The sequence below is a fragment of the Nocardioides malaquae genome (genome assembly GCF_015070385.1).
Taxonomy (GTDB): domain Bacteria; phylum Actinomycetota; class Actinomycetes; order Propionibacteriales; family Nocardioidaceae; genus Nocardioides; species Nocardioides malaquae.
The window spans coordinates 1-24,296 of sequence record NZ_JADCSA010000019.1 but is presented as its reverse complement, the minus strand read 5'-3'; the positions used below and the strand labels follow the sequence as shown (position 1 = coordinate 24,296).

The following is a 24,296-nucleotide window of genomic DNA, read 5'->3' as shown; positions in this document are numbered from 1 at the left end:
ACCCCCACATGAAACTCGAACTCAGGGGCATCACGAAGCGCTTCGGATCCCTGGTCGCCAACGACGACATCTCCCTCACCGTCGAGCCGGGTGAGATCCATGCCCTGCTGGGCGAGAACGGGGCGGGCAAGTCCACCCTGATGAACGTCCTCTACGGCCTCTACCAGGCCGACGCGGGCGAGATCCTCCTCGACGGCGAGGTGCAGCACTTCTCCGGCCCCGGCGACGCGATGGCCGCCGGCATCGGCATGGTGCACCAGCACTTCATGCTCATCCCGGTCTTCACGGTCGCCGAGAACGTGATGCTCGGCCACGAGTCCACCGGTGCGGCCGGGGTCCTGGACCTCGAGGCCGCCCGCACCAAGGTGCGCGAGATCTCCCGGCGCTTCGGGTTCGACGTCGACCCCGACGCGGTGGTCGAAGACCTTCCGGTGGGGGTCCAGCAACGCGTCGAGATCATCAAGGCCCTCTCCCGCGACGCCCGCGTGCTCGTCTTCGACGAGCCCACCGCGGTGCTCACCCCGCAGGAGACCGACGACTTCATGGCGATCATGCGCCAGCTGAAGAAGTCCGGCACCGGCATCGTCTTCATCAGCCACAAGCTGCGCGAGGTGCGCGCGGTGGCCGACCGCATCACCGTGATCCGACGAGGCGCCGTGGTCGGCGAGGCCGCACCCACCGCGACCAACGCCGAGCTGGCCTCCCTGATGGTCGGTCGCGCCGTCGAGCTCGTGGTGCAGAAGTCGCCGGCCGCGCCGGGCGAGCGCGCCCTGGTGGTCCAGGACCTGCTCGTCACCGACGCGTTGGGGCGGGTGCACCTCGACGGCATCAGCTTCGACATCCGGGCCGGAGAGATCCTCGCCGTGGCCGGCGTCCAGGGCAACGGGCAGACCGAGCTGGCCGAGGCACTCCTTGGCCTGCAGCCCCATGTGGAGGGCTCGGCAGTCCTCGACGGGGTCGAGCTCGTCGGCCGTTCGGTCCGCAAGGTGCTCGACTCCGGCGTCGGCTTCATCCCCGAGGACCGCACCGTGGAGGGCCTCGTGGGCCACTTCACCATCGCGGAGAACCTCATGCTCAACCGCAGCCACGGGGCCCCCTTCGTCCAGGCCGGCACGGTGCGGCGCGCAGCGCTCGAGCAGTTCGCCGAGGAGAAGGTCCGCGAGTACGACGTCCGCACCCAGGGCATCGACAGCACCGCCTCGCAGCTCTCCGGGGGCAACCAGCAGAAGGTGGTCGTCGCCCGCGAGCTCTCGCGCGACCTGCGCCTGCTGGTGGCCTCACAGCCCACGCGCGGCGTCGACGTCGGTTCCATCGAGTTCATCCACAAGCAGATCGTCGCGGCTCGCGACAGCGGCATCCCCGTGCTGGTCATCTCGACCGAGCTCGACGAGGTGACCGCCCTCGCCGACCGCATCATGGTGCTCTACCGCGGGCGGATCGTCGGGGTCGTCCCGGCCGACACGCCCCGCGACACGCTCGGCCTGATGATGGCTGGCGAGCGACCCGAAGGGAGCGTCGCGTGAACGCCCAGACCCCCGCCCCGGCCCCCGAGGCCGAGGGCACCACCCCCGAGCAGCCGCAGCAGGAAGGCCGCTTCGCCGGCGTGATGCGGGAGATCCTCTCGGGCACGACCATCATCGCGCTGCTCTCGGTGCTGCTCGCCTTCCTCGTCGGGTCGCTGATGATCCTGGCGACCGACGACCGGGTGCGCGAGACCGCGGGCTACCTGACGGCCCGCCCCAACGACTTCCTCTGGGCGGTGCGCACCTGCCTCACCGACGCCTACGGTGCGCTCTTCCGCGGCGCCATCTGGAACACCCAGGCTGACACCTTCGAGCGTCAGGTCCGTCCGCTCACGGAGTCGTTGAAGTACGCCGCGCCGCTGATCCTCGCGGGCCTCGGCGTGGGCCTCACCTTCCGTGCCGGGCTCTTCAACATCGGTGGCCGGGGCCAGATGCTCTTCGGCGGCGCCGCCGCCGGGTGGGTCGCGCTCAGCGTGGACGCCCCCGGCATCGTCCTGGTGCCACTCGCGGTCCTCGCAGGTGCAGTGGCGGGCGGCCTGTGGGGCGGGCTCGCCGGTCTGCTCAAGGCCCGCACCGGCGCCCACGAGGTGATCGTGACGATCATGCTCAACTACATCGCCTACTACCTGGTCTTCTACGCGGTGAACACCCAGGGCCTGCTGCAGGCGCCCGGGAGCACCCAGGCCAAGTCGGCGGTGATGCCCCAGGAGGCCCGACTGCCGCGCATCTTCGGCGAGAGCTTCCCGGCGCACGCCGGCATCGTGATGGCGGTGCTCGCGGTCGTCGTCGTGTGGTGGCTGCTCAACAAGTCGTCCTACGGCTTCCGGTTCCGCATGGTCGGGGAGAACCCCGCCGCGGCACGGGCAGCCGGGGTCAACGTGGGCCGCACCTACGTCGCCGTGATGGTCATCGGCGGGGCCCTGGTGGGTCTGGCCGGGGTCAACCAGGCCCTGGGCACCGTGCCCGACGGCATCAGCCCCGGCCTCGACGCCGGGATCGGCTTCGACGCCATCACGGTGGCGCTGCTCGGGCGCTCGCGCCCCCTCGGCATCCTGGCGGCCGGACTGCTCTTCGGGGCACTGAAGGCCGGCGGCTTCCTGATGGCCACCGCAGCGTCGATCCCCGTCGACATCGTCCTGGTCATCCAGGCGCTCATCGTCCTCTTCATCGCCGCGCCCCCACTGGTCCGGGCGATCTTCCGACTCCCCACGAAGGAGGCCCGGGCATGAGCACCACCGTGCAGGCGCCGCCGACCTCCCCGGAGGCCCCCCTGGCTCCCAAGACCGTGGTCCGGCGCAACTGGAAGGCGCCGATCGCGTTCGGCGTCCTCACCCTGGGACTGGTCGCCCTCGTGCTCGCCCGTCCCCACAGTGGGGAGACCACCTTCCGGGTGGCGAGCAAGACCGACTTCTTCACGATCCCGCAGTTCTCGGTGCCGGCGCTGACCACGGCCTGGGTCGCCATCGCGATCTGCGCCCTGGTCACGGTGGTCAGCCTGCTCCAGGCCCGCGCCGCCAAGAAGCTCTCGCTGTGGCTCGTCGCCGGGTTCGGGATCGTGGCGCTCGCCGGCTTCCTGACCTGGGCCGGCGCCGACGGCACCGTCCCGCTGGTGGGGCTCTTCGCCGGGACGTTGACCCTCGCCATCCCACTGATCTTCGGCGCCATGTGCGGCGTCGTCGGCGAGCGGGTCGGCGTCGTCAACATCGCGATCGAGGGTCAGCTGCTGCTCGGCGCCTTCACCGGCGCCCTCGTGGGCACGATGACCGGATCGGTGTGGCCCGGTGCCCTCGCGGCCATGGTGGCCGGCGCCCTGGTGGCGCTCGTGCTGGCGTGGTTCGCGATCACCTACTACGTCGACCAGATCATCGTCGGCGTCGTGCTCAACGTCCTGATCCTCGGACTGACCAACTTCCTCTACACCGAGATCATGTCGAGCGACATCGAGACCTACAACCGCCCCCCGGCGTTCCCACGGATCCCGATCCCGCTGCTCGGCGACATCCCACTGATCGGCCCCGTCCTCTTCCGTCAACCGCTGCCGGTCTACGCCATGTTCGCCATGGTGGCGCTGCTTGCCTGGGGCCTCTACCGCACCAAGTGGGGCCTGCGTGTGCGCGCCGTCGGTGAGCACCCGCAGGCAGCCGACACCGTCGGCATCAACGTCAAGCGCACCCGCTACCTCAACGTGGTGCTCGCCGGCGCCATCGCCGGGGCCGGTGGTGCGACGTACACGCTGATGGCGGTGACCCAGTTCGGGCAGGAGATGACCGGCGGCGCCGGATACATCGCGCTGGCCGCGGTGATCTTCGGCCGGTGGGACCCGATCCGGGCCACGTTGGCGGCCCTGCTCTTCGGCTTCACCTCGAGCCTCGCGGGCCTGCTGTCGGTGCTGGGCTCCCCGGTGCCCTCGCAGTTCATGCTGATGCTGCCCTACGTGGTCACCATCGTGGCCGTCGCCGGACTCGTCGGGAAGTCGCGGGGGCCGGCGGCCGTGGGCACGCCCTACATCAAGGGCTGACCTCGAGGGCGGCCTGCGCCAGCACCCGCGCGCCGATCGCGACGGCGCGTTCGTCGACGCGCAGGTCGCCCTGGTGCAGGTCGTAGGTCTCTCCCCCGGGGGTCCGCGTGCCCAGGCGCCCCATGGCACCGGGCACCCGGTCGAGGAACCAACCGAAGTCCTCTCCGCCCAGGCTCTGCGACGTCGGGACGTGCGCCTCCTGCCCGAGCGTGGTCTCCACCGCGCGAGCGAGGGCATGGGTGGAGACCTGCTCGTTGACGACCGGCGGGACACCTCGCTGGTAACCGATCTCCACCTGGACCCCGTAGGGCTGCACGATCTGGTGGACGATCTCGGAGACCACGTGCTCGGCGTCGGCCCAGGCCACCGCGTCGAGCATCCGGACGGTGCCCACGAGGTGGCCCGTCGCCGGGATGACGTTGGGTGCCGAGCCGGCCTCGACCTTGCCCCACACCACGCTGGCGCCGGCCCGGGGGTCGAGGCGTCGTGAGAGCACGGTGGGCAGCTCGGTGATCACCTTGCCGAGGGCGAAGGTGAGGTCCTGGGTCAGGTGCGGGCGCGAGGTGTGGCCGCCGCGCCCCAGCAGGGTGACGCGCAGGAGGTCGGCAGCGCCGGTGAGCGGACCCTCACGCAGGCCGACCTGGCCCACGTCGATGCTCGGGTCGCAGTGCAGGCCGAAGACGTGCCGCACGTCGTCGAGCGCACCGAGGGCCAGCAGCTCGAGCGCACCGCCGGGCATGACCTCCTCCGCCGGCTGGAAGAGGAGGCGTACTCGCCCGGACAGCAGGTCGGCGTCGTGGACCGCTGCCAGCGCCAGGCCGGCACCGAGCAGCGCGGTGGTGTGCACGTCGTGGCCGCAGGCGTGGCTGACGCCGGGCACGCTCGAGGTCCATGGGTCCGTGGTGAGGTCGGGCACCGGCAGGGCGTCCATGTCGCCACGCAGCGCCACCACCTCGGTGCCGCGGCCGATCTCGGCGACCAGTCCGCTGCGGGGCAGGCGGCGCACCAACCACCCCACCGCCTCCAGACGCTCCGCGACCCGGGTGCTCGTGCGCGTCTCACGCCACGACAGCTCGGGGTGGACGTGCAGGTCGCGACGGAAGTCGACGAGCTCGGACTCAAGGGTGTCGACGGTGTGCATCACGACGGTGTGGGCGTCGAGGGGGCGGGGCGCAGGGACGGAGGAAGTCATCGTCCTTCCAGTCTAGGCCCGCCCCCGGACCGGTGCGGTCGGTGCCGCCCGGAGGACCAGAGTCAGCGGTAGTCGCACTCCGTCATCGTCGACAGCACGTCGTGCTCCACGACGATCCACCGGTCACCCTGCCTCTGCAGCGACTCCCTGGTCCGGACGAAGAGGGTCGGCGCCTCGACCGCGTTGCCGTCGGCGTCCTGCTCCACCAGGTCGGAGCGCTGACACCCTGTCACCACGGCGGTGTCGCCGGTCACCGCCACCTTCTCCACCGAGGCGATGGAACCCCCGCGGTTGGACGTGCCGGCGGCGCGCATGCGCTCGACGTAGCCCACGGGTCCGGAGAACGCATCGCCCCTGGCCAACCTCGCGAAGGCGTCGCGGTCGACCTCGACCCGCGTGTACATCCGCGTCAGCTGCGTCCAGTAGCGAAACCACGTGTCGGTGACGGCCTTCTCGTCGGGAGTCCTGGCCGGGTCGAGTCCTCGCAGCAACCCGGACCTCCCAGGCGCCTCAGGGACGGCATCGACGGACTCCGTCTCCTCGGGCGGCGTCGATGCGCCGCTGGCGGAGTCGGTGGGTGCCGAGGAGGACGTGGGGTCGCCCGCAGCGTCCTCTCGCTCCCCGCCGTCGTCGGCGCAGGACGTCAGCGTCATCAGGCCCACCGTGAGTCCGGCGAGCACGATCCGGGCCAGGCCACCCGGGCTGGGGTCGGGGGCGTTCATCCTCCGCACCGTTGCGCTCATCGTCCTCCTGCCCACGTGACCCTCATACCCTTCCCCTCAACGGCGGTCGTACGCCTCCAGGATGGCGTCCGCCGCCCCGACGGCGCTCAGCTCCCCGCTGAGCACCCGCTGCGCGACGTCGTCGCGGATCGCCGCCACGGCCTCGTTGTGCCGCAGCCGCTCGATGAGCGTCTCGCGCACCAACGACCACGTGAAGTCCAGCTGCTGCTGGGCACGCTTCGCCAGCAGGCCCCCGGTGCCCAGATGCTCGCGGTGCGCCAGCACCCGGGCCCAGACGTCGTCGACGCCCACGCCGGTCAGGCCCGAGCAGGTCACCACGGGCGGGGCCCACTCCTTGGGTCCGCGCACCATCCGCATCGCGCCGGCCAGCTCACGGGCCGCGGCGCGGGCCTCCCCGGCGCGGTCCACTCCCCCGCCGCCCTCCGCGTCGGCCTTGTTGACCGCGATGACGTCGGCGATCTCGAGGATGCCCTTCTTGATGCCCTGCAGCTGGTCGCCGGTGCGGGCCAGGGTCAGGAAGAGGAAGGTGTCGACCATGCCGGCGACCGTGATCTCGGACTGACCGACCCCGACCGTCTCGACCAGCACGACGTCGTAGCCCGCGCCCTCGAGGACGCTCATCGCCTGTGACGTGGCGGCCGCGACTCCGCCCAGGGTGCCCGCCGACGGCGAGGGTCGGATGAAGGCCTTCGGGTCGACCGAGAGGCGCGGCATCCGGGTCTTGTCGCCCAGCACCGACCCGCCCGTGCGCACGCTGGAGGGGTCGACGGCCAGGACCCCCACCTTAAAGCCCTGCTCGGTCAGGTGGACGCCGAGGCTCTCGATGAAGGTGGACTTGCCGACCCCCGGCACGCCGGAGATGCCGACCCGGACGGCCGGCTCACCACTCGCGTCGGCGGCAAGCCGCGCGAGCAGCTCGCGCGCCATCGCGCGGTGGTCGGGGCGTACGGACTCCACGAGCGTGATCGCCCGGGAGACCTGTCCCCGTAGGCCGGCGGTGACGCCGGCGTACAGGGCGTCGAGGTCTGGCAGCGCCACGTCCGGCTCAGCCTTGGCGGAGCTGGGCCAGCAGGTCGAGCGCGGAGTCGGCGATCACCGTGCCGGGCAGGAAGACCGCCGCGGCGCCCATCTCCTTCAGCGTCGCCACGTCGTCGGGCGGGATGACCCCGCCGATGACGACCATGATGTCGTCGCGACCCTCGTCGGCCAGCGCCTTCTTCAGCGCCGGCAGCAGCGTCAGGTGGCCGGCCGCCAGCGAGGAGACGCCGACGATGTGGACGTCGGCGTCGATCGCCTGCTGGGCGACCTCCTCCGGGGTGGAGAACAGCGGACCGACGTCGACGGTGAAGCCCATGTCGGCGAAGGCGGAGACGACGACCTTCTGACCACGGTCGTGGCCGTCCTGACCCATCTTGGCGACCAGGATGCGCGGACGGCGGCCCTCGGCCTCCTCGAACTCCGCGGTGGCCTTGAGCACGGCCTCCAGCTTCTCGTCGCCGGCTTCGGACGCGGTGTCTCGGTACACACCGGAGATCGTACGGATCACCGCCTGGTGGCGGCCGTAGACCTTCTCCAGGGCGTCGGAGATCTCCCCGACCGTGGCCTTGGCACGGGCGGCGTCGACGGCCAACGCCAGCAGGTTGCCGTCGAGCGAGCCCCCACCGACGTGACCCTGCTCGGCGGACCTCGTCAGCGCGTGCAGGGCGGCGTCGACGGCGACCTGGTCACGCTCGGCGCGCAGGCGCTCCAGCTTGGCGACCTGAGCGCGGTAGACCTCGTCGTTGTCGACCTTGAGCACGTCCAGCGGGTCCTCGTCGGCCAGACGGTAGGTGTTGACACCGATGACCTGCTGGGCGCCGGAGTCGATGCGGGCCTGGGTGCGGGCGGCCGCCTCCTCGATGCGCATCTTCGGGATGCCCTGCTCGATGGCCTTGGCCATGCCGCCGGCCTCCTCGGCCTCGACGATGTGGGCCCAGGCCTTGGTCGCCAGGTCGTGGGTCAGCTTCTCCACGTAGTAGGAGCCGGCCCACGGGTCGATGATCTCGGTGGTGCGCGACTCCTGCTGCAGCAGCAGCTGGGTGTTGCGAGCGATGCGCGCCGAGAAGTCGGTCGGCAACGCGATCGCCTCGTCGAGGGCGTTGGTGTGCAGCGACTGGGTGTGGCCCTGGGTCGCGGCCATCGCCTCGATGGCGGTGCGGCCCACGTTGTTGAAGACGTCTTGGGCGGTCAGCGACCAGCCGGAGGTCTGCGAGTGGGTGCGCAGCGAGAGCGACTTGGGGTTCTTCGGGTCGAACTCGCGCACCAGGCGCGCCCAGATGGCGCGGGCGGCGCGCATCTTGGCGACCTCCATGAAGAAGTTCATGCCGATCGCCCAGAAGAAGCTGAGGCGCGGGGCGAACTTGTCGATGTCGAGGCCGGCGTCGAGACCGGCGCGGATGTACTCCACGCCGTCGGCCAGCGTGTAGGCCAGCTCGAGGTCGGCGGTCGCCCCGGCCTCCTGCATGTGGTAGCCGGAGATCGAGATGGAGTTGAAGCGCGGCATCTTCTGGCTGGTGAAGGCGAAGATGTCGGAGATGATCCGCATCGAGTGCTGCGGCGGGTAGATGTAGGTGTTGCGGACCATGAACTCCTTGAGGATGTCGTTCTGGATGGTCCCCGCGAGCTGCTCCGGCTTCACCCCCTGCTCCTCCGCGGCCGCGATGTAGAGCGCCAGCACCGGCAGCACCGCGCCGTTCATCGTCATCGAGACCGACATCTGGTCGAGCGGGATGCCGTCGAAGAGGGTGCGGGTGTCGTAGATCGAGTCGATCGCCACGCCCGCCATGCCGACGTCGCCGCGCACGCGCGGGTGGTCGGAGTCGTAGCCGCGGTGGGTGGCCAGGTCGAAGGCGACCGAGAGCCCCTTCTGGCCGGCGGCCAGGTTGCGGCGGTAGAACGCGTTGGACTCCTCCGCGGTGGAGAAGCCGGCGTACTGACGGATGGTCCACGGCTGGGTGGTGTACATCGTCGGGTAGGGGCCACGCAGGAACGGGCTGAGGCCCGGCCAGGTGTCGAGGGCGTCGAGGCCCTCGAGGTGCTCGGGGCCGTAGACGCCCAGGACGTCGATGCCCTCCGGGCTGGTCCAGGGCTCGCGCGCGGACGGAGCGGCGGCCGCGGCGACGCCCTCGGGCGACAGCGGGAGACCGTTGAAGTTCTGCGGAATGCTCATGCGAGCGCCTCCCGGGTGCGGTTGAGGAACGCGAGGGCGTCGAGGCCCGTCGCGCAGGAGTCGTCGACGGCCAGGTCGCCCGGCTTGCCGGCGAGGATGACGTGGCGTACGCCGGCGGCGCGCAGCGCCTCGACGGCGGCCGCACCCCACTCCTCGTAGGCGGCGTCGGTGCCGGCCAGGCAGGCGACCACCTCACCGTCGAGCTTCGCGACCAGGTCGTCGGGGCCAGCGGTTGGACCGGCGACCGTCACCGCGACACCCCCGGCGGCGAAGAGGTTGCTGGCGAAGGTGGCCCGCGCCGTGTGGTGGGCGATCGGGCCCATGGTGGCGAGGAAGACCGGCGCCGCCGCGGGCTCGTCGCGCAGCGCCTCGAACGAGGCGCCGTAGCGGCGGACCTCGTCGGCGCTCGGGTGGGCGGTGCGCTCGGGCAGCTGCTCGGCCAGGTTCGGGAACTCGCTGACTCCGGTGATCGGCTGCTTGCGGCGGGCGACGAGCTGCTCGCGGGTGGCGACGACCTCGTCGACGCGTGCCTGCACGGAGCCGTCGGCCAACGCGGCAGCGGCGCCGCCGACCTCCTCGATGCGGCCCAGCTCCTGCCACCCGGCGACGGCGAGGTCGTCGGTCAGCTTCTCGACGGCGTACGCGCCTCCGGCGGGGTCGGTGACCTTGGCGAGGTGCGACTCGGCGATCAGCAGGCTGGAGGTGTTGCGCGCGATGCGCCGGCCGAACGCGTTGGGCAGGCCGAGGGGCGCGTCGAAGGGCACCACGGTGACGGCCTCCGCGCCGCCGACGCCGGCGGCGAAGGCGGCGACGGTGCCGCGCAGCATGTTGACGTAGGGGTCGTACTTGCTCATCATCGCGCGGCTGGTGACGACGTGCTGGCGCTGCTGCACCGGCTCGGTCGCGCCGGAGAGCTCGGCGACACGGGCCCAGAGGCGACGGGCGGCGCGGAGCTTGGCGATGGTCGGGAACTGCTCGTCGGTGGCCGCGTAGCGGAACTCCACCACCTCGAGCGCCTCGGCCAACGAGAGGCCGGCGCCGGTGAGCGTACGCAGCACCTCGACGCCCACGGCGATCGAGTAGCCGAGCTCCTGGGCGTCGGAGGCACCGAGCTCGTGGAGCTTCGCGGCGTCGACGACCACGCCCTGGATGCCCTTCCCGACGGCAAGGCGGGCCACGGCCACGACCTCGTCGGCGTCGGAGCCACCGAGGGCCGGGCTGGCGCCGAGGTTGGTGCCCGGGGCCGGGGTGACGCCGTCGAGCAGGTCGACGAGCTCCTCCGCGGCGGCCAGTCGCTGGCCGGGGGCGTCGAGCACGACGGGGGCGAGGTCGGTGAAGACCCCCTTCAGCACGGCCTCCAGGTCGGCGACCTCGAGGCCGGCGCCGAGCTCGAGCCAGAGGGAGGTGGCGCCGTTCTCCAGGTCGACCAGCAGCGCCTCGTTGGCCGCCTTGGCGTCGGGGCCGACGACGTGGACGCGGATGTCCCAGTCTCCCTCGCGGGTGGGGCGGCCCGACGTGGTCAGGCCCTCCAGGTCGGCGGGCTGGCCGATGGGGGCGACGGAGATCCCGTCGAGCGTGGTGCGAGCCAGCTTCTCCCAGACGGAGGAGTCGGCGTCGTCCTCACCCAGGCGGCGGGACTTGCGCAGCACCGCGGCCGTCGCGGTCTCCCAGTCAGCGGCGGTCGCGGTGTCCTCGTCGGAGGCCAACGCGATCTGGTCGATCGGTGTGGTCATGACGTGCAGGATAAGCCGGGCCGTGGACGCGGTCGGCGCCGTGGTCGGATCACAGACGCCGGACCCGTTTCATCGGGGCGTGACGGAGCGGTGACCCGCTGGTAACCGGGGATTTGTCACACGGTCACGGGGAGGTCCGCTGCGACAGAGCGGTCCTGTGGAGGATACGGTGACCCTCGTGGCAACCCAAACTTCCAACCGGACTCTCGTCAAGGGATCCCGTTCGACTCGCTCGACGATCGCCTTGAAAATCACCATGGCCGTCAGCGGTCTGGTCTTCATCGGCTACCTGCTGGCCCACATGTACGGCAACCTCAAGGTCTTCGCCGGGCACGACGCGTTCAACGAGTACGCGCACCACCTGCGCGAGTTCGGTGAGCCGATGCTGCCGCACGAGGGCCTGCTGTGGATCATGCGCGTCGTGCTGATCGTCGCCCTGGTCGCCCACGTCTGGGCGGCCCTCGTCCTGACGGGACGGGCGCACAAGGCGCGCAGCTCGAAGTACACGGTGAAGAAGAACCTCGCCTCGTCGCTCTCCTCGCGCACCATGCGCTGGGGCGGCCTGACGATCCTCATCTTCGTGATCTGGCACCTGCTCCACTTCACGGTGGGCAAGGTCAACCCGGCCGGCGGCGAGACGAACGACCCCTACAACCTGCTGGTCGACTCCTTCGACCTGTGGTGGATGGCGGTCATCTACCTGCTCGCGATGCTGGCGCTCGGCATGCACCTGCACCACGGCACGTGGAGTGCGATGCAGACGCTCGGGTTCACCAACACCGCCCGGTCGCGCGCCAACGCCAAGCTGGCCGGCTGGGTCGTCGCGATCGTGATCGCCGGCGGCTTCGCCCTCGTCCCGCTCTCCGTGCTCACCGGCATCGTCACCAAGTAAGGACCGAGACTCTCCATGGCTTTCCTGGACGGAACCACCCAGACCAACCAGCCGCCGGTGCAGGTCTCCGACGACGCCGCTGGTTACTACACGCTCGGCGCTCCCCTGGTCGACCCGGTCGCCCCGACCGGCCCGATCAAGGACCGCTGGACCAACCGCAAGTTCGAGAACCGCCTCGTCAACCCGGCCAACCGCCGCAAGCTCGACATCATCATCGTCGGCACCGGCCTGGCCGGCGGCGCCGCCGCCGCGACCCTCGGCGAGGCCGGCTACAACGTGAAGTCCTTCTGCTACCAGGACTCCCCGCGTCGCGCGCACTCGATCGCTGCCCAGGGCGGGATCAACGCGGCCAAGAACTACAAGGAGGACGGTGACTCCACCCACCGCCTCTTCTACGACACCGTCAAGGGTGGCGACTACCGCGCCCGCGAGAACAACGTCTACCGCCTGGCCGAGGTCAGCGCGAACATCATCGACCAGTGCGTCGCGCAGGGCGTCCCGTTCGCCCGCGAGTACGGCGGTCTGCTCGACAACCGTTCCTTCGGCGGCGTGCAGGTCTCGCGTACGTTCTACGCCCGCGGCCAGACGGGTCAGCAGCTGCTGATCGGCGCCTACCAGGCCATGGAGCGCCAGGTCGCCGCCGGCACCGTGGAGCAGTTCACCCGCCACGAGATGCTCGAGCTGATCGTCGCCGACGGCAAGGCCCGCGGCATCATCGCCCGCGACCTCGTCACCGGTGAGATCTCCACCCACCTGGCCGACGTCGTCGTGCTCGCCTCGGGTGGCTACGGCAACGTCTTCTTCCTCTCCACCAACGCGATGGGGTCCAACGTCACCGCCGCGTGGCGTGCGCACCGCAAGGGCGCCTACATGGCCAACCCCTGCTACACGCAGATCCACCCCACCTGCATCCCGGTCTCCGGCGACCACCAGTCGAAGCTGACCCTGATGTCGGAGTCGCTGCGCAACGACGGTCGCATCTGGGTGCCCAAGGACCCGGCGGACGCCGAGAAGGACCCGCGCGACATCCCCGAGGAGGACCGCGACTACTACCTGGAGCGGATCTACCCGGCCTTCGGCAACCTGGTGCCCCGTGACATCGCCTCGCGTGCCGCGAAGTACCAGTGCGACGCCGGCAAGGGCGTCGGCCCGGCCGTGCGCGAGGTCGACGACGAGGGCAACGAGAAGTGGGTGCGCCGCGGCGTCTACCTCGACTTCGCCGAGGCCATCGACCGTCTCGGCGAGGATGCGGTCCGCGAGAAGTACGACAACCTCTTCGACATGTACGAGCGGATCACGGGTGAGAACCCCTACCAGGTGCCGATGCGCATCTACCCCGCCGTGCACTACGTGATGGGCGGCCTCTGGGTCGACTACCACCTGCAGTCGAACGTCGAGGGCCTCTTCGTCACCGGTGAGGCGAACTTCTCCGACCACGGCGCCAACCGCCTCGGCGCCTCCGCCCTGATGCAGGGGCTGGCCGACGGCTACTTCGTCCTGCCGAACACCATCCGCGAGTACCTCGCCGACGGTCCGTTCGAGAAGATCGACGAGTCGCACCCCGACGTGGTCGCGGCGCGCACCGACGTCGAGGAGCGGATGAACAAGTTCCTCTCCATCGGCGGCACCCGCTCGGCCGACTCCTTCCACAAGGAGCTGGGTCGGATCATGTGGGAGTACTGCGGCATGGACCGCAACGCCGAGGGCCTCAAGAAGGCCATCGGCATGATCCAGGACCTCAAGAAGGAGTTCTGGAGCAACCTCAAGGTGCTGGGCACCGCCGACACGCTCAACCAGAGCCTCGAGAAGGCGGGCCGCGTGGCCGACTTCATCGAGCTGGGCGAGCTCATGTGCGTCGACGCCCTCAACCGTCGCGAGTCCTGCGGCGGCCACTTCCGGTCGGAGTCGCAGACCGAGGACGGCGAGGCCCTGCGTCACGACGACGAGTTCGCCTACGTCGCTGCCTGGGAGTTCGGCGGCGAGGACGGTCTGCCGGTCCTCCACAAGGAAGACCTGATCTACACGGCCATCGAGATGAAGCAGCGGAGCTACAAGTGAGCATGAACCTGACACTGAAGATCTGGCGTCAGAAGGACGCCACGTCCGCGGGCGCCATCAAGACCTACCAGGTCTCCGACATCTCGCCGGACATGAGCTTCCTGGAGATGCTCGACACCCTCAACGAGCAGCTCAACGAGGCTGGCGAGGACCCGGTCGCGTTCGACTCCGACTGTCGCGAGGGCATCTGCGGCACCTGTTCGTTGATGATCAACGGCCAGGCGCACGGGCCGGAGGTCACCACGACCTGCCAGCTCCACATGCGCTCCTTCAAGGACGGCGACACGATCACCGTGGAGCCGTGGCGTGCCGAGCCCTTCCCGATCCTGAAGGACCTGGTCGTCGACCGTTCCGCCTTCGACCGCATCATCCAGTCGGGTGGATTCATCTCCGCCAACACCGGATCCGCTCCCGAGGCCAACTCGGTGCCGGCCCCGCGTGACAAGGCCATGCGTGCCTTCAACGTGGCGACCTGCATCGGTTGCGGTGCCTGCGTGGCTGCCTGCCCCAACGGCTCGGCCTCGCTCTTCCTGGGCGCCAAGATCACCCACCTCGGCGAGCTGCCCCAGGGCCAGCCGGAGCGCTGGACCCGCGTCGTCGACATGGTCGGCCAGCACGACCACGAGGGCTTCGGTGGCTGCACCAACATCGGTGAGTGCACCGCTGCCTGCCCGAAGGAGATCCCGCTCGACGTGATCTCCCAGCTCAACAAGGACCTGCGCACCGCGATGAAGCACGGCCTCTGACCAGAGCCGACGGTCCCCCACCGAGCCCCCGCCGCCTCCGGGCCGCGGGGGCTCGGTGCGTCTCGGGGACGCGGGAGGCAGGCGTACGCACGCGAGGGCGTACGCGGTGGGCTCAGGCCTGCTGGCCCAACCGGAAGGCGCGGGTCGGCACCCAGCCGCTGCCGTCGTCGTGCAGGTAGAGGTGGAACTCGGTGGCCTCGAAGAGGCAGTCGAAGGTGGCGAGCTCGTCGTAGGCCCGGTCGAGGGCCGCGTCGTCGAGGTGGTGGGCCACCGTCACGTGCGGGTGGAACGGGAACTCCAGGTCGACCGCCAGCGGCCCCGACCGCACCTCGGCGGCCAGCGCCTCGCACCCACCGATGCCTTGGGCCACGGCCACGAAGACGACCGGGGAGACCGGCCGGAAGGTGCCCGTGCCGCGCAGGTGGATGGTGAAGGGCTGCTGGCTGCTCGCCGCCCGCTCCAGGTGGGCGACCACCTCGGCCAGGTCGTCGTCGACCTCCGTCGGCGGGATCAGCGTGATGTGGGTGGGGATGCTGTAGGCGGTCTCGTCACCGAGGTCGACGCGGTACTCCTGGAGGTCCGTGGCCCACGGTTCCGGGAGGGCGATGGCCACGCCGATGGTCTGCACGACGACTCACTTGCCCCGAGGGGCGGTGAAGCCGACGCGTTCGTAGACGTCGGCCAAGGTCTTCTCGGCCACCTCGTTGGCGCGGGCCGCGCCGTCGTCGAGGATCTGGTCGAGGTGGGCCCGGTCGTCGAGCAGCGCGAGCGTGGTGTCGCGGAAGGGGGTCACGAAGTCGACCACGACCTCGGCGAGCTCCTTCTTGAGGTCGCCGTAGCCGCGGCCGGCGAAGCGGTCGACGAGCGCGTCGACCGACTCCCCCGAGATGGCCGAGTGGATCGTGAGCAGGTTGCTCAGGCCCGGCTTCTCCTCGGCGTCGAAACGGATCTCGGCGTCGGAGTCGGTGACCGCCGAGCGGATCTTCTTGGCGCTGACCTTCGGGTCGTCGAGCATGTCGATAATGCCGCTGGGCGAGGAGCTGGACTTCGACATCTTCCGCGTCGGGTCCTGCAGGTCGACGATCTTGCCGGTGGCCTTGAGGATGTAGGGCTCGGGCAGGCGGAAGGTCTTCTTGTAACGGCTGTTGAAGCGCTGCGCGAGGTCGCGGGTCAGCTCGAGGTGCTGGCGCTGGTCCTCCCCGACCGGCACGTACTGCGGACGGTAGAGCAGGATGTCGGCGGCCTGGAGGATCGGGTAGGTGAAGAGGCCGACGCTGGCCGCGCCCTCACCACCCTTGGCGGACTTGTCCTTGAACTGGGTCATCCGGCGGGCCTCGCCGAAGCCCGTCATGCACTGCAGCACCCAGCCGAGCTGGGCGTGCGCGGGCACCCGCGACTGCGCGAAGATCGCCGAGCGCACCGGGTCGATGCCCATCGCGACGAGCTGGGCGGCGGCGCGGCGGACCCGCTCGCGCAGCACCTTCGGGTCCTGCTCGACGGTGATCGCGTGCAGGTCGGCGATGAAGAAGAAGGGCTCGTGCTCGTCCTGGAGGTCCACCCACTGACGCAGCGCACCCAGGTAGTTGCCGAAGTGGAACGAGTCGGCGGTGGGCTGGATGCCGGAGAGCACGCGCGCACGGGTGGCTGCGGTGCTCTCGGCCTTGACCTGGGGTGCGGTCGGCGTGGACATGGACCCATTCTCTCAGGGCCGGTCGAGCGGCTGGCAAGGGCTCCCGACGACAAGCGGGACACGTGTCCGACTTCGCGCGGCGGAGCGTACGCTCAGCGGCTCGCGCGTCGGCGCTCCAGCAGGTAGGAGGCGAACATGAAGGCCACGCCCACCGACGCGAGGCCGAAGCCCACGTAGCCGGGCGCCCGGTAGCCCAGGCCCGCGGCGATCACGAGGCCACCGAGCCAGGCGCCGAGGGCGTTGGCGATGTTGAGCGCGGCGTGGTTCATCGCCGCCCCCAGGGTCCGGGCCTCCCCCGCGACGGTCATCAGGCGCATCTGCAGACCGACCACCAGGACCGAGCCGGTCACGGTGATCATGAAGACGATCGGCAGCGTCCACCACCCGGTGTGCGCGAAGACCGCGAAGAGCAGGAGCAGGACGCCCTGGCCCGCGCCACCGATGAAGAGCGAGCCGAAGAGCGACCAGCTTGCCAGCTCCCCGGCCACCCAGGTGCCGACCACCATGCCGAGGCCGAAGGCGAAGAGGAAGACCGGGGCCGCGCCCTCGCTCAGGCCTCCCAGCTTGTCGATCGTCGGCACCACGTAGGTGTAGACGGCGAACATGCCGCCGAAGCCCAGCGCACCCGCGCCGAGGGTCAGCCACACCTGGGGCTCACCGAACGCCCGCACCTCACGGCGCCACGACGAGGTGTGGTCGCCGGGGATCGACGGCACGTGGAGCGCCACCAGCGCCAGCGTGACCAGCGCCAGGACCGCGACCACCCAGAAGGCCGCGCGCCAGCCCAGGTTCTGGCCCAGCCAGGTGGCGGCCGGCACCCCGACCAGGTTGGCGACGGAGAGACCGAGCATGACCGTCGCGACGGCCTTGGCCTGCCTGCCGGGACGCGCCAACGAGGCGGCGACGAGGGAGGCGACGCCGAAGTACGCGCCGTGCGGCAGGCCGGAGACGAAGCGGGCGGCCAGGAGCGCCTCGTAGGAGGTCACCAGCGCCGTCGCCACGTTGCCGACGACGAAGAGACCCATCAGGCCCATCAGGACCGCGCGACGAGGCCAGTGCGAGCCGATCAGGGCGATGACTGGGGCACCGACCACCACGCCGAGGGCGTACATCGAGATGGCGTGACCCGCCGACGGTTCGTCGACTCCGACCCCGCGCGCCAGCTGCGGCAGCAGACCCATCGAGACGAACTCGGTGGTGCCGATCGCGAAGCCACCCATCGCCAGGGCCAGGAGCACCAGGCCGAAGTGGCTTCCCCGGGGGCGGGTCTCGCGGGCAGGCGCGGGCGCGGCAGTGGCAGTCATCTCGATGTGAAACTACGCGGACCGGTGGGCCATTCCCGCATTCGGGCGAGCGGGGTGTGCGTCACACCCGAGGTCTGGGCGGGCTGGGGGCGGGTGGTGGTTCGCCGTCCGGTCCCTGGGTCAGGTCTTGGGTCCCGTGGCGGTCGCGGCGGAAGCGTTGGCCGTGGGGGCTGGTCCACTCGAAGACGCCACTGGTGGGTGAGGTGAGTCGCCAGCCGGTGTGGGTCTTCAACCGGTGGTGGCTGCGGCACAGGGGAGCCAGGTTGTGGGTAGCGGTCGATCCGGGTGGTGGCCGGTCTTCCCCGATGGCGTCGTGGTCGAACGGTTCGACGTGGTCGAGGTCGCAGGACCTCGCGGGGCGCGTGCACCACGGGAACACGCAGGTACGGTCCCGGAGAATCACTTGCCGGCGGAGCCGGTCGGTGGGTTCGTACCTGCTCGTGGTGATGTGTTCGTTGAGGTCGATGACCGGCAGGATCCGCACCTCGGTGTGCGTGCCCCGCACCCACGACCGGACCTGCGACAGCAGGGCCAGTTTCTGGCCGTTCTCCAGGAACCCGATCGGGGAGATGCCGGTGGTGCCGTCGGGCTGGACCTCGGCGGTGAAGTGCAGGTGCAGGTCGACCCGACGGGCCTTCCGTTGCACCGGTTCGCAGGCGGAGCCGGTGGTGCCAGCCGCAGTGCCAGCCGCAGTGTCAACGCTGCCTGCGCTGCCTGCGCCAACGTCATCGCTCGTGGGCACGGTGTTCGCGCCGGCGAGGTCGAGGGAGGTCTGCTGTCGCGCCAGCTCGCCGAGTGCCATGGACCGCCGCACGTCCAGCGACGCAGTGGAACCGCCGGCCTTGATCGCGGCCGCGCCCGCCGAGAGGGCTTGGGCGAGGTCGTGGCCGTCGGCGTTGCTCACCTCGGCCTCGAGGTGCATCGACCCCGCGAAGGGGCCAATGGGGGTGTGGATGTGGACGTAGCGGCCGTCGTTGTCCTCATCCAGCGGTGGCTCCTGGGCCGCCAGGCCGTAGAGCTCGATCGCTTGGGCGACGATGCGCTCCATCTGCGCACGCCCGACCTTCTCCAGGAACGGCGCCACCTGCGCGTCGATCCACGCCATCGCCTCCGGTGTCAGGGCCGGGTCGCAGTGGATCGTGGCCTCAGCGACCTGCTTGGCCCGCCACACAGGAACGGTTCCGGACTGCACCCGCCGCCACACCCGCGGCAGGCGATGGACCATCTCGATCGCGTGGCCGATCAGCTTCTTCGCCGCGTCGGTGGAGATCCCCAACGCAGCCCCCAGCTCGGGGATGCAGAACTCCGCCACACGCGGGGTCCCGTCACCGGAGATCGGCTCCTCACCCAACGGGTGGTGGAACGACGCAGCGTTCCAGCCGTCCGGATCAGCCGGGTGCGCCACCGCCCACTCATACGCGATCGCCAACAGGTCGGCCTCACCACGCTGCACCACCGACCGCCGCTGCCGCGCCGCACCGAGCAGCTCGCTCACAGTCAGGTCGCGCAGGCCCCCGAAGTCGGGGGCGACAGTGGTGGCTTCCATGGGTCAACACTGGCAGCGAGGACCGACAACTACGAGCGGTCCAGCAGACCCTCTACCTCCGGGCTGCCTCAGTCACCCACCACGGTCAGGACGACCCGTGTTCCCTCAGGCACCACGGTGCCCGGTTGCGGTGACACCTTGAGCAGGTGTCCCGCGGACGGGCCCTCCATCACGCGCCGCTCCACTGTCACCTCGAGACCCAGGTCGAGGAGCCGTTGGGCGTACAGGCCCGTCTGCTCCTCGTCGCGCTCGTTGTCGGACGACGAGTTCCGCGGCGGGATGCCGATCCCGTCACGCAACACAGACACGCGGCCCAGGACCTCGTTGACCTGCTCCGGCCCGCGGCTGGACTCGGCGCGGATCCAGAGCCCCTCTCCCGGGAGACTCACGGTGCTCGACCAGACGCGTACGCCGTTGTCCGGCTGGAGCAGGCTGTCGGTCTGGCCGCGGTGCATCTGGACGCCGTCGACCTGGGACACCTCGGTGGCGACGACATCACCTGGCGGCGACCCCTGTCCGAACTCGAGCGAGTCGACGTCAGGGGGACGCGGCAGGTGACACAGCTCGACCATGGCGACGTCGACAATCACCGTGTCGCGGACCGGGGTGCCGCACCGAAGCTCGTTGGTCCCCCACTCCTCGGGCACTGCGACCGCGACCCGCCCAATCCCCACCCAGCGCACGTCGCCTGTGTTCACGCCGTCACCCTAGAACCTCCGCAACTCAGGAGCCGGGAAACGAGCCCGCGCAACACAGAACCCGGCCGACCTCACGGTCGACCGGGTTCCGGTGCGTGCGGTCAGGCGCTCATGGTCAGAGCGCCGCGAGGGCCTCGTTGAAGGTGGCCGACGGCCGCATGACGGCCGTGGTCTTCTCGGCGTCGGGGCGGTAGTAGCCACCGATGTCGGCGGGCTTGCCCTGGACGGCGAGCAGCTCGGCGACGATGGTCTCCTCCTCCGCGGCGAGCTTCTCGGCGAGCGGCGTGAACGCCTCGGCCAGTGCGGCGTCCTCGGCCTGCTGCGCCAGCTCCTGGGCCCAGTAGAGCGCCAGGTAGAAGTGCGAGCCACGGTTGTCGATCGTGCCGAGCTTGCGGCCCGGCGAACGGTCGTTGTTGAGGAACGACTCCGTCGCCTTGTCCAGCGTCGCGGCCAGCACCTTGGCGCCGTCCTTGCCCGACTGCTCGGCGTAGAGCTCGAGCGACGGGACGAGGGCGAAGAACTCACCGAGCGAGTCCCAACGCAGGTAGTCCTCGGCGACGAGCTGCTGCACGTGCTTCGGGGCCGAGCCACCGGCACCGGTCTCGAAGAGGCCACCACCGTTCATCAGCGGGACCACCGACAGCATCTTGGCCGACGTACCGAGCTCGAGGATCGGGAAGAGGTCGGTGTTGTAGTCACGCAGCACGTTGCCGGTCACCGAGATGGTGTCCTCGCCGCGACGGATGCGCTCGAGGGAGAACTTCGTCGCGTCCGCCGGGGTCATGATGCGGATGTCGAGGCCCTCGGTGTCGTGGTCGGCCAGGTAGGTGTTGACCTTCTCGATCAGCTGGGCGTCGTGGGCACGGGCCTCGTCGAGCCAGAAGATCGCCGGGGTCTGCGAGGCGCGAGCCCGGGTGACGGCCAGCTTCACCCAGTCGCGGATGGAGGCGTCCTTCGTCTGGCAGGCGCGCCAGATGTCACCGGCGGCGACCTCGTGGGAGAGCAGCACCTCACCCGCAGCGTTGACGACCTCGACGGTGCCGGCCTCGGCGATCTCGAAGGTCTTGTCGTGCGACCCGTACTCCTCGGCTGCCTTCGCCATCAGGCCGACGTTGGGCACCGATCCCATGGTCGAGGGGTCGAGCGCGCCGTTCTCCCGGCAGTCGTCGATGGTCGCCTGGTAGACGCCGGCGTAGGAGGAGTCCGGGATGACCGCGAGGGTCTCCTGCTCATTGCCCTCGGCGTTCCACATGATGCCGCCGCCGCGGATCATCGCGGGCATGGAGGCGTCGATGATGACGTCGGACGGCACGTGGAGGTTGGTGATGCCCTTGTCGGAGTCGACCATCGCCAGGGCCGGGCCCTCGGCGAGCGCCTTCTCGAAGGCCGCCTTGATCTCGTCGCCGTTGGGCAGCTTCGCCAGGCCGGGAAGGATCGTGCCGAGGCCGTCGTTGGCGGACAGGCCGGCCGCGGCCAGGTCGTCGCCGTACTGGGCGAAGACGTCGGAGAAGTAGGCCTTCACGACGTGGCCGAAGATGATCGGGTCGGAGACCTTCATCATCGTCGCCTTGAGGTGCGCGGAGAAGAGGATGCCCTCCTCCTTGGCGCGGGCGACGGCGTCCTTCAGGAACGACTGCAGGTGGGCGACCTCGAGCACGGAGGCGTCGACGACCTCGCCCTCGAGGACCTCGAGGCCCTCCTTGAGGACGACCTTCTCGCCGCCCTTCGTGGTCAGGACGACCTGCAGGGTGTCGTCGGCCGGGAGCGTCACGGACTTCTCGTTGGACTTGAAGTCGTGCTCGCCCATGGTGGCGACGTTGGTCTTCGAGTCCTTCTTCCACTCGCCCATGCGGTGCGGGTGGGCCTTGGCGTAGTTCTTCACCGAGGCGGGGGCGCGGCGGTCGGAGTTGCCCTCACGCAGCACCGGGTTGACCGCGGAGCCCTTGACCTTGTCGTACTTGGCGCGGATCTCCTGCGCCTCGGGGGTGTCGGCGTTCTCCGGGTAGTCCGGGATGTCGAAGCCCTGCGCCTGGAGCTCGGCGATCGCGGCCTTCAGTTGCGGGATCGAGGCCGAGATGTTCGGCAGCTTGATGATGTTGGCCTCGGGGGTGGTCGCCAGCTCACCCAGCTCGGCGAGCGCGTCGTCAGCCAGTCCGAACTGGGCCAGGATGCGCGCGGCGACGGAGATGTCGCGGGTCTCGACCTCGACACCGGCCTTCGCGGCGTAGGCCTCGACGATGGGGAGGAAGGAGTACGTCGCGAGCAGCGGCGCCTCGTCGGTGTGGGTGTAGATGATCTTGGCCATGGTGCCAGCGACTCCTTGTCGGATGGGTCCAGACGGATTGCTTGATATCAAGATACCTGACGGGGCAGGCACCCGACTCCCGGCTCCATCAAGGCACAGCGCGCGCCGCGGCACAAGCCGCGCATCACTCCCCGGGGTCGTGGCTCACCAGGTCGAGGTGGCCCGCCTCGCTCATCCACTGCACGGGGCCCACTCCCTCGGCCCACCGCACCTCGACGACCTCGGCGTCGGCCCGATCAGCGCCGAGCCGTTCGACGGTGCGCAGGAGGTCGGCGTACTCCCCCGCCGGCACCACGACGGCCTCGCCGCGCTCGGCGACCTCGACCACCTCTCGCTCCACGCCCGACAGGGGCACCCGCAGGTGGGCGTCGCCGCGCCGGGGCTCGGCCGCCAGGACCAGCCCCGCCGGCACGTCGGCACCGAGCGCCCACGACCCGTCCTGCCCGAGCAACCACAGGTGTCCGCGTCGGTCCTGGGCATACCACCGCTCCACGACCGTGGGCCGCGCTCCCCGAGGCCGCGTCACCTCGCGTACGACCGTGGCGGCGACCCCGGCGACCTCCCGGCGCCGGGTGAGCACGGTGGTGGTCCGCGAGGTGCTCACCCCGTCGACCACACCTTCGTGCACCCACCGCGCACCGGGCCGCAGGGGCCACCACGCGTGGTCGACGCCGTCCACGAACTCCTCGGGGTCGGGGTCGGCCCACGGCACCTCGAGCTCGTCGACACCGGTGGGGTCGACCTGGCGTGGCGACCCGACCTCGATGGCCACCAGCAGCCCCAGCGCCACGACCACGGCCAGCAGCCACAGCGTGGCGCGACCTCGACCACGGGGCTCCCGCTCAGGCACGGAGCCGGGTCGACGTCGCAGCATGCCCCCAGCATGCCAGCGGGCGAACCCGGCACCGTCCGGGGAGTCCCGCAGGGCTAGAGTCGAGTCGAACTGCACCTGCTCAGACACTCTTCGAGGAGTCTCCGTGTCAACCTCTGCCCCGCTCAAGGTGGCCGTCACCGGTGCCGCCGGTCAGATCGGCTACAGCCTGCTCTTCCGCCTCGCATCCGGCGCACTGGCCGGTGACCGTCCCATCCAGCTGCAGCTGCTGGAGATCGAGCCCGCCCTCAAGGCGCTCGAGGGTGTCGTCATGGAGCTCGACGACTGCGCCTTCCCGACCCTGGCCGGCGTGGAGATCGGCTCCGACCCGGAGAAGATCTTCGACGGCGTCAACCTCGCCCTGCTCGTCGGCGCCCGCCCCCGCGGCCCCGGCATGGAGCGCGGCGACCTGCTGTCGGCCAACGGCGCGATCTTCACCGCCCAGGGCAAGGCCCTCAACAAGGTGGCCGCCGACGACGTGCGTATCGGCGTGACCGGCAACCCGGCCAACACCAACGCCCTCATCGCGATGACCAACGCCCCCGACATCCCGGACGAGCGCTTCTCCGCGCTCACCCGCCTCGACCACAACCGCGCCATCTCGCAGCTCGCCGCGAAGACCGGCGCCAAGGTCACCGACATCACGAACATGACCATCTGGGGCAACCACTCGGCCACCCAGTACCCCGACCTCTTCAACGCCAAGGTCAACGGTCAGAACGCTGCCGAGGTCGTCAACGACCAGGAGTGGCTGGAGTCGAACTTCATCCCGACCGTCGCGAAGCGTGGCGCCGCCATCATCGAGGCACGCGGCAGCTCGTCGGCCGCCTCCGCCGCGTCGGCCACCATCGACGCCGCGCGCGACTGGCTCTTCGGCTCGCCCGAGGGCGACTGGGTCTCCATGGCCGTCAAGTCCAACGGTGAGTACGGCGTGGCCGAGGGTCTGATCTCCTCGTTCCCCGTGACCACCAAGGACGGCGACTGGAAGATCGTCGAGGGCCTCGAGGTCTCCGACTTCTCCCGCGCCAAGATCGACGCCTCCGTCGCCGAGCTGGCCGACGAGCGCAAGGCCGTCACCGAGCTCGGCCTCATCTGATCCACGCACCACCTCACAGGGCCCGTCACCGGTCGGTGGCGGGCCCTGCTGCGTCGCCCGGCCCTCACGCACCAACCGAAATGCACCGAAAATCGCGGCGGATTCCAGTTGGTCACGCAACACCGTGGTGTTTGTGGTGGGTCAAGAGTAGGTCGTCGAGGACCTCGGCCGGG

General features: G+C 70.3%; 19 protein-coding genes. 7 read left to right on the top strand and 12 right to left on the bottom strand.

Features of this window, described 5'->3' with window-relative positions:
* The first annotated feature begins 8 nt into the window (after nt 1-8).
* The 3 genes from IEQ44_RS14875 to IEQ44_RS14865 are packed head-to-tail and all read left to right on the top strand — an operon-like array spanning nt 9 to nt 4,041.
* A complete protein-coding gene (locus IEQ44_RS14875; protein WP_193639269.1) occupies nt 9-1,523 on the top strand; it encodes an ABC transporter ATP-binding protein in 1,515 nt (504 codons plus the stop codon).
* Complete coding sequence (locus IEQ44_RS14870) at nt 1,520-2,752, top strand: ABC transporter permease (protein WP_319804701.1); 1,233 nt, start codon at nt 1,520-1,522, stop codon at nt 2,750-2,752. Before IEQ44_RS14875 ends, IEQ44_RS14870 begins: the two co-directional genes overlap by 4 nt.
* The gene (locus IEQ44_RS14865; RefSeq protein ID WP_193639258.1) at nt 2,749-4,041 is read left to right on the top strand and encodes an ABC transporter permease; all 1,293 of its coding nucleotides are present in this window, start codon (nt 2,749-2,751) and stop codon (nt 4,039-4,041) included. Before IEQ44_RS14870 ends, IEQ44_RS14865 begins: the two co-directional genes overlap by 4 nt.
* Here the strand turns inward: IEQ44_RS14865 and IEQ44_RS14860 are convergent.
* From IEQ44_RS14860 to IEQ44_RS14840, 5 genes are all read right to left on the bottom strand, one after another.
* A complete protein-coding gene (locus tag IEQ44_RS14860; protein WP_193639257.1) occupies nt 4,031-5,233 on the bottom strand; it encodes an amidohydrolase in 1,203 nt (400 codons plus the stop codon). The two genes, IEQ44_RS14865 and IEQ44_RS14860, sit on opposite strands and share 11 nt — an antisense overlap.
* 62 nt (nt 5,234-5,295) lie before the next feature.
* Entirely contained in the window at nt 5,296-5,976 is a 681-nt protein-coding gene (locus tag IEQ44_RS14855) for a hypothetical protein (protein WP_193639256.1), read from the bottom strand.
* A 36-nt stretch (nt 5,977-6,012) separates the two neighbouring features.
* Nucleotides 6,013-7,014: a methylmalonyl Co-A mutase-associated GTPase MeaB gene (gene meaB, locus IEQ44_RS14850; RefSeq protein ID WP_193639255.1), complete on the bottom strand. Its 1,002-nt coding sequence runs from the start codon at nt 7,012-7,014 to the stop codon at nt 6,013-6,015.
* A 7-nt stretch (nt 7,015-7,021) separates the two neighbouring features.
* Complete coding sequence (gene scpA / locus IEQ44_RS14845; protein ID WP_193639254.1) at nt 7,022-9,184, bottom strand: methylmalonyl-CoA mutase; 2,163 nt, start codon at nt 9,182-9,184, stop codon at nt 7,022-7,024.
* Nucleotides 9,181-10,917 (bottom strand): methylmalonyl-CoA mutase family protein, encoded by a 1,737-nt coding sequence (locus IEQ44_RS14840; protein ID WP_193639253.1) that lies wholly within the window; start codon nt 10,915-10,917, stop codon nt 9,181-9,183. The genes scpA and IEQ44_RS14840 overlap by 4 nt, the downstream gene beginning before the upstream one ends.
* Before the next feature lie 169 nt (nt 10,918-11,086).
* Between IEQ44_RS14840 and IEQ44_RS14835 the strand changes: the two genes are divergently transcribed.
* Genes IEQ44_RS14835 through IEQ44_RS14825 form a run of 3 tightly spaced genes read left to right on the top strand, consistent with a single transcriptional unit; the run spans nt 11,087 to nt 14,613 of the window.
* A complete protein-coding gene (locus tag IEQ44_RS14835; protein WP_319804700.1) occupies nt 11,087-11,809 on the top strand; it encodes a succinate dehydrogenase cytochrome b subunit in 723 nt (240 codons plus the stop codon).
* Between the two features lie 15 nt (nt 11,810-11,824).
* Complete coding sequence (locus tag IEQ44_RS14830; protein WP_193639252.1) at nt 11,825-13,867, top strand: fumarate reductase/succinate dehydrogenase flavoprotein subunit; 2,043 nt, start codon at nt 11,825-11,827, stop codon at nt 13,865-13,867.
* A gap of 2 nt (nt 13,868-13,869) precedes the next feature.
* Nucleotides 13,870-14,613: a succinate dehydrogenase/fumarate reductase iron-sulfur subunit gene (locus IEQ44_RS14825; RefSeq protein WP_193639251.1), complete on the top strand. Its 744-nt coding sequence runs from the start codon at nt 13,870-13,872 to the stop codon at nt 14,611-14,613.
* A gap of 112 nt (nt 14,614-14,725) precedes the next feature.
* Here IEQ44_RS14825 and IEQ44_RS14820 read toward each other — a convergent pair whose 3' ends face one another.
* From IEQ44_RS14820 to IEQ44_RS14790, 7 genes are all read right to left on the bottom strand, one after another.
* On the bottom strand, nt 14,726-15,241 hold the full coding sequence (locus tag IEQ44_RS14820; protein WP_193639250.1) for a 2'-5' RNA ligase family protein: 516 nt from the start codon (nt 15,239-15,241) through the stop codon (nt 14,726-14,728).
* Between the two features lie 6 nt (nt 15,242-15,247).
* Nucleotides 15,248-16,303: a tryptophan--tRNA ligase gene (gene trpS / locus IEQ44_RS14815; protein ID WP_193639249.1), complete on the bottom strand. Its 1,056-nt coding sequence runs from the start codon at nt 16,301-16,303 to the stop codon at nt 15,248-15,250.
* Nucleotides 16,304-16,395: 92 nt separating this feature from the next.
* Entirely contained in the window at nt 16,396-17,607 is a 1,212-nt protein-coding gene (locus tag IEQ44_RS14810) for an MFS transporter (protein ID WP_193639248.1), read from the bottom strand.
* Between the two features lie 61 nt (nt 17,608-17,668).
* Nucleotides 17,669-19,153, bottom strand: coding sequence for an HNH endonuclease signature motif containing protein (locus IEQ44_RS14805; RefSeq protein WP_193639247.1), 1,485 nt, complete (start codon nt 19,151-19,153; stop codon nt 17,669-17,671).
* Nucleotides 19,154-19,221: 68 nt separating this feature from the next.
* Nucleotides 19,222-19,851, bottom strand: a complete 630-nt coding sequence (locus IEQ44_RS18000) for a PASTA domain-containing protein (RefSeq protein ID WP_193639246.1) — start codon at nt 19,849-19,851, stop codon at nt 19,222-19,224.
* A 115-nt stretch (nt 19,852-19,966) separates the two neighbouring features.
* Nucleotides 19,967-22,156, bottom strand: a complete 2,190-nt coding sequence (locus tag IEQ44_RS14795; RefSeq protein WP_193639245.1) for an NADP-dependent isocitrate dehydrogenase — start codon at nt 22,154-22,156, stop codon at nt 19,967-19,969.
* 124 nt (nt 22,157-22,280) lie between these two features.
* A complete protein-coding gene (locus IEQ44_RS14790; protein WP_193639271.1) occupies nt 22,281-23,117 on the bottom strand; it encodes a hypothetical protein in 837 nt (278 codons plus the stop codon).
* 16 nt (nt 23,118-23,133) lie between these two features.
* Here IEQ44_RS14790 and IEQ44_RS14785 point away from each other — a divergent pair, with 16 nt between their 5' ends.
* Nucleotides 23,134-24,123, top strand: coding sequence for a malate dehydrogenase (locus IEQ44_RS14785; protein WP_319804699.1), 990 nt, complete (start codon nt 23,134-23,136; stop codon nt 24,121-24,123).
* Nucleotides 24,124-24,296 lie beyond the last annotated feature (173 nt).

Coding starts and splice junctions, on each gene's coding strand:
- IEQ44_RS14805 (WP_193639247.1), bottom strand. CDS start 19,153: ATGGAAGCCACCACTGTCGCCCCCGACTTCGGGGGCCTGCGCGACCTG.
- IEQ44_RS14830 (WP_193639252.1), top strand. CDS start 11,825: ATGGCTTTCCTGGACGGAACCACCCAGACCAACCAGCCGCCGGTGCAG.
- IEQ44_RS14865 (WP_193639258.1), top strand. CDS start 2,749: ATGAGCACCACCGTGCAGGCGCCGCCGACCTCCCCGGAGGCCCCCCTG.
- IEQ44_RS14860 (WP_193639257.1), bottom strand. CDS start 5,233: ATGACTTCCTCCGTCCCTGCGCCCCGCCCCCTCGACGCCCACACCGTC.
- trpS (WP_193639249.1), bottom strand. CDS start 16,303: ATGTCCACGCCGACCGCACCCCAGGTCAAGGCCGAGAGCACCGCAGCC.
- IEQ44_RS14825 (WP_193639251.1), top strand. CDS start 13,870: ATGAACCTGACACTGAAGATCTGGCGTCAGAAGGACGCCACGTCCGCG.
- IEQ44_RS14875 (WP_193639269.1), top strand. CDS start 9: ATGAAACTCGAACTCAGGGGCATCACGAAGCGCTTCGGATCCCTGGTC.
- scpA (WP_193639254.1), bottom strand. CDS start 9,184: ATGAGCATTCCGCAGAACTTCAACGGTCTCCCGCTGTCGCCCGAGGGC.
- IEQ44_RS14810 (WP_193639248.1), bottom strand. CDS start 17,607: ATGACTGCCACTGCCGCGCCCGCGCCTGCCCGCGAGACCCGCCCCCGG.
- IEQ44_RS14795 (WP_193639245.1), bottom strand. CDS start 22,156: ATGGCCAAGATCATCTACACCCACACCGACGAGGCGCCGCTGCTCGCG.
- IEQ44_RS14855 (WP_193639256.1), bottom strand. CDS start 5,976: ATGAGCGCAACGGTGCGGAGGATGAACGCCCCCGACCCCAGCCCGGGT.
- IEQ44_RS14840 (WP_193639253.1), bottom strand. CDS start 10,917: ATGACCACACCGATCGACCAGATCGCGTTGGCCTCCGACGAGGACACC.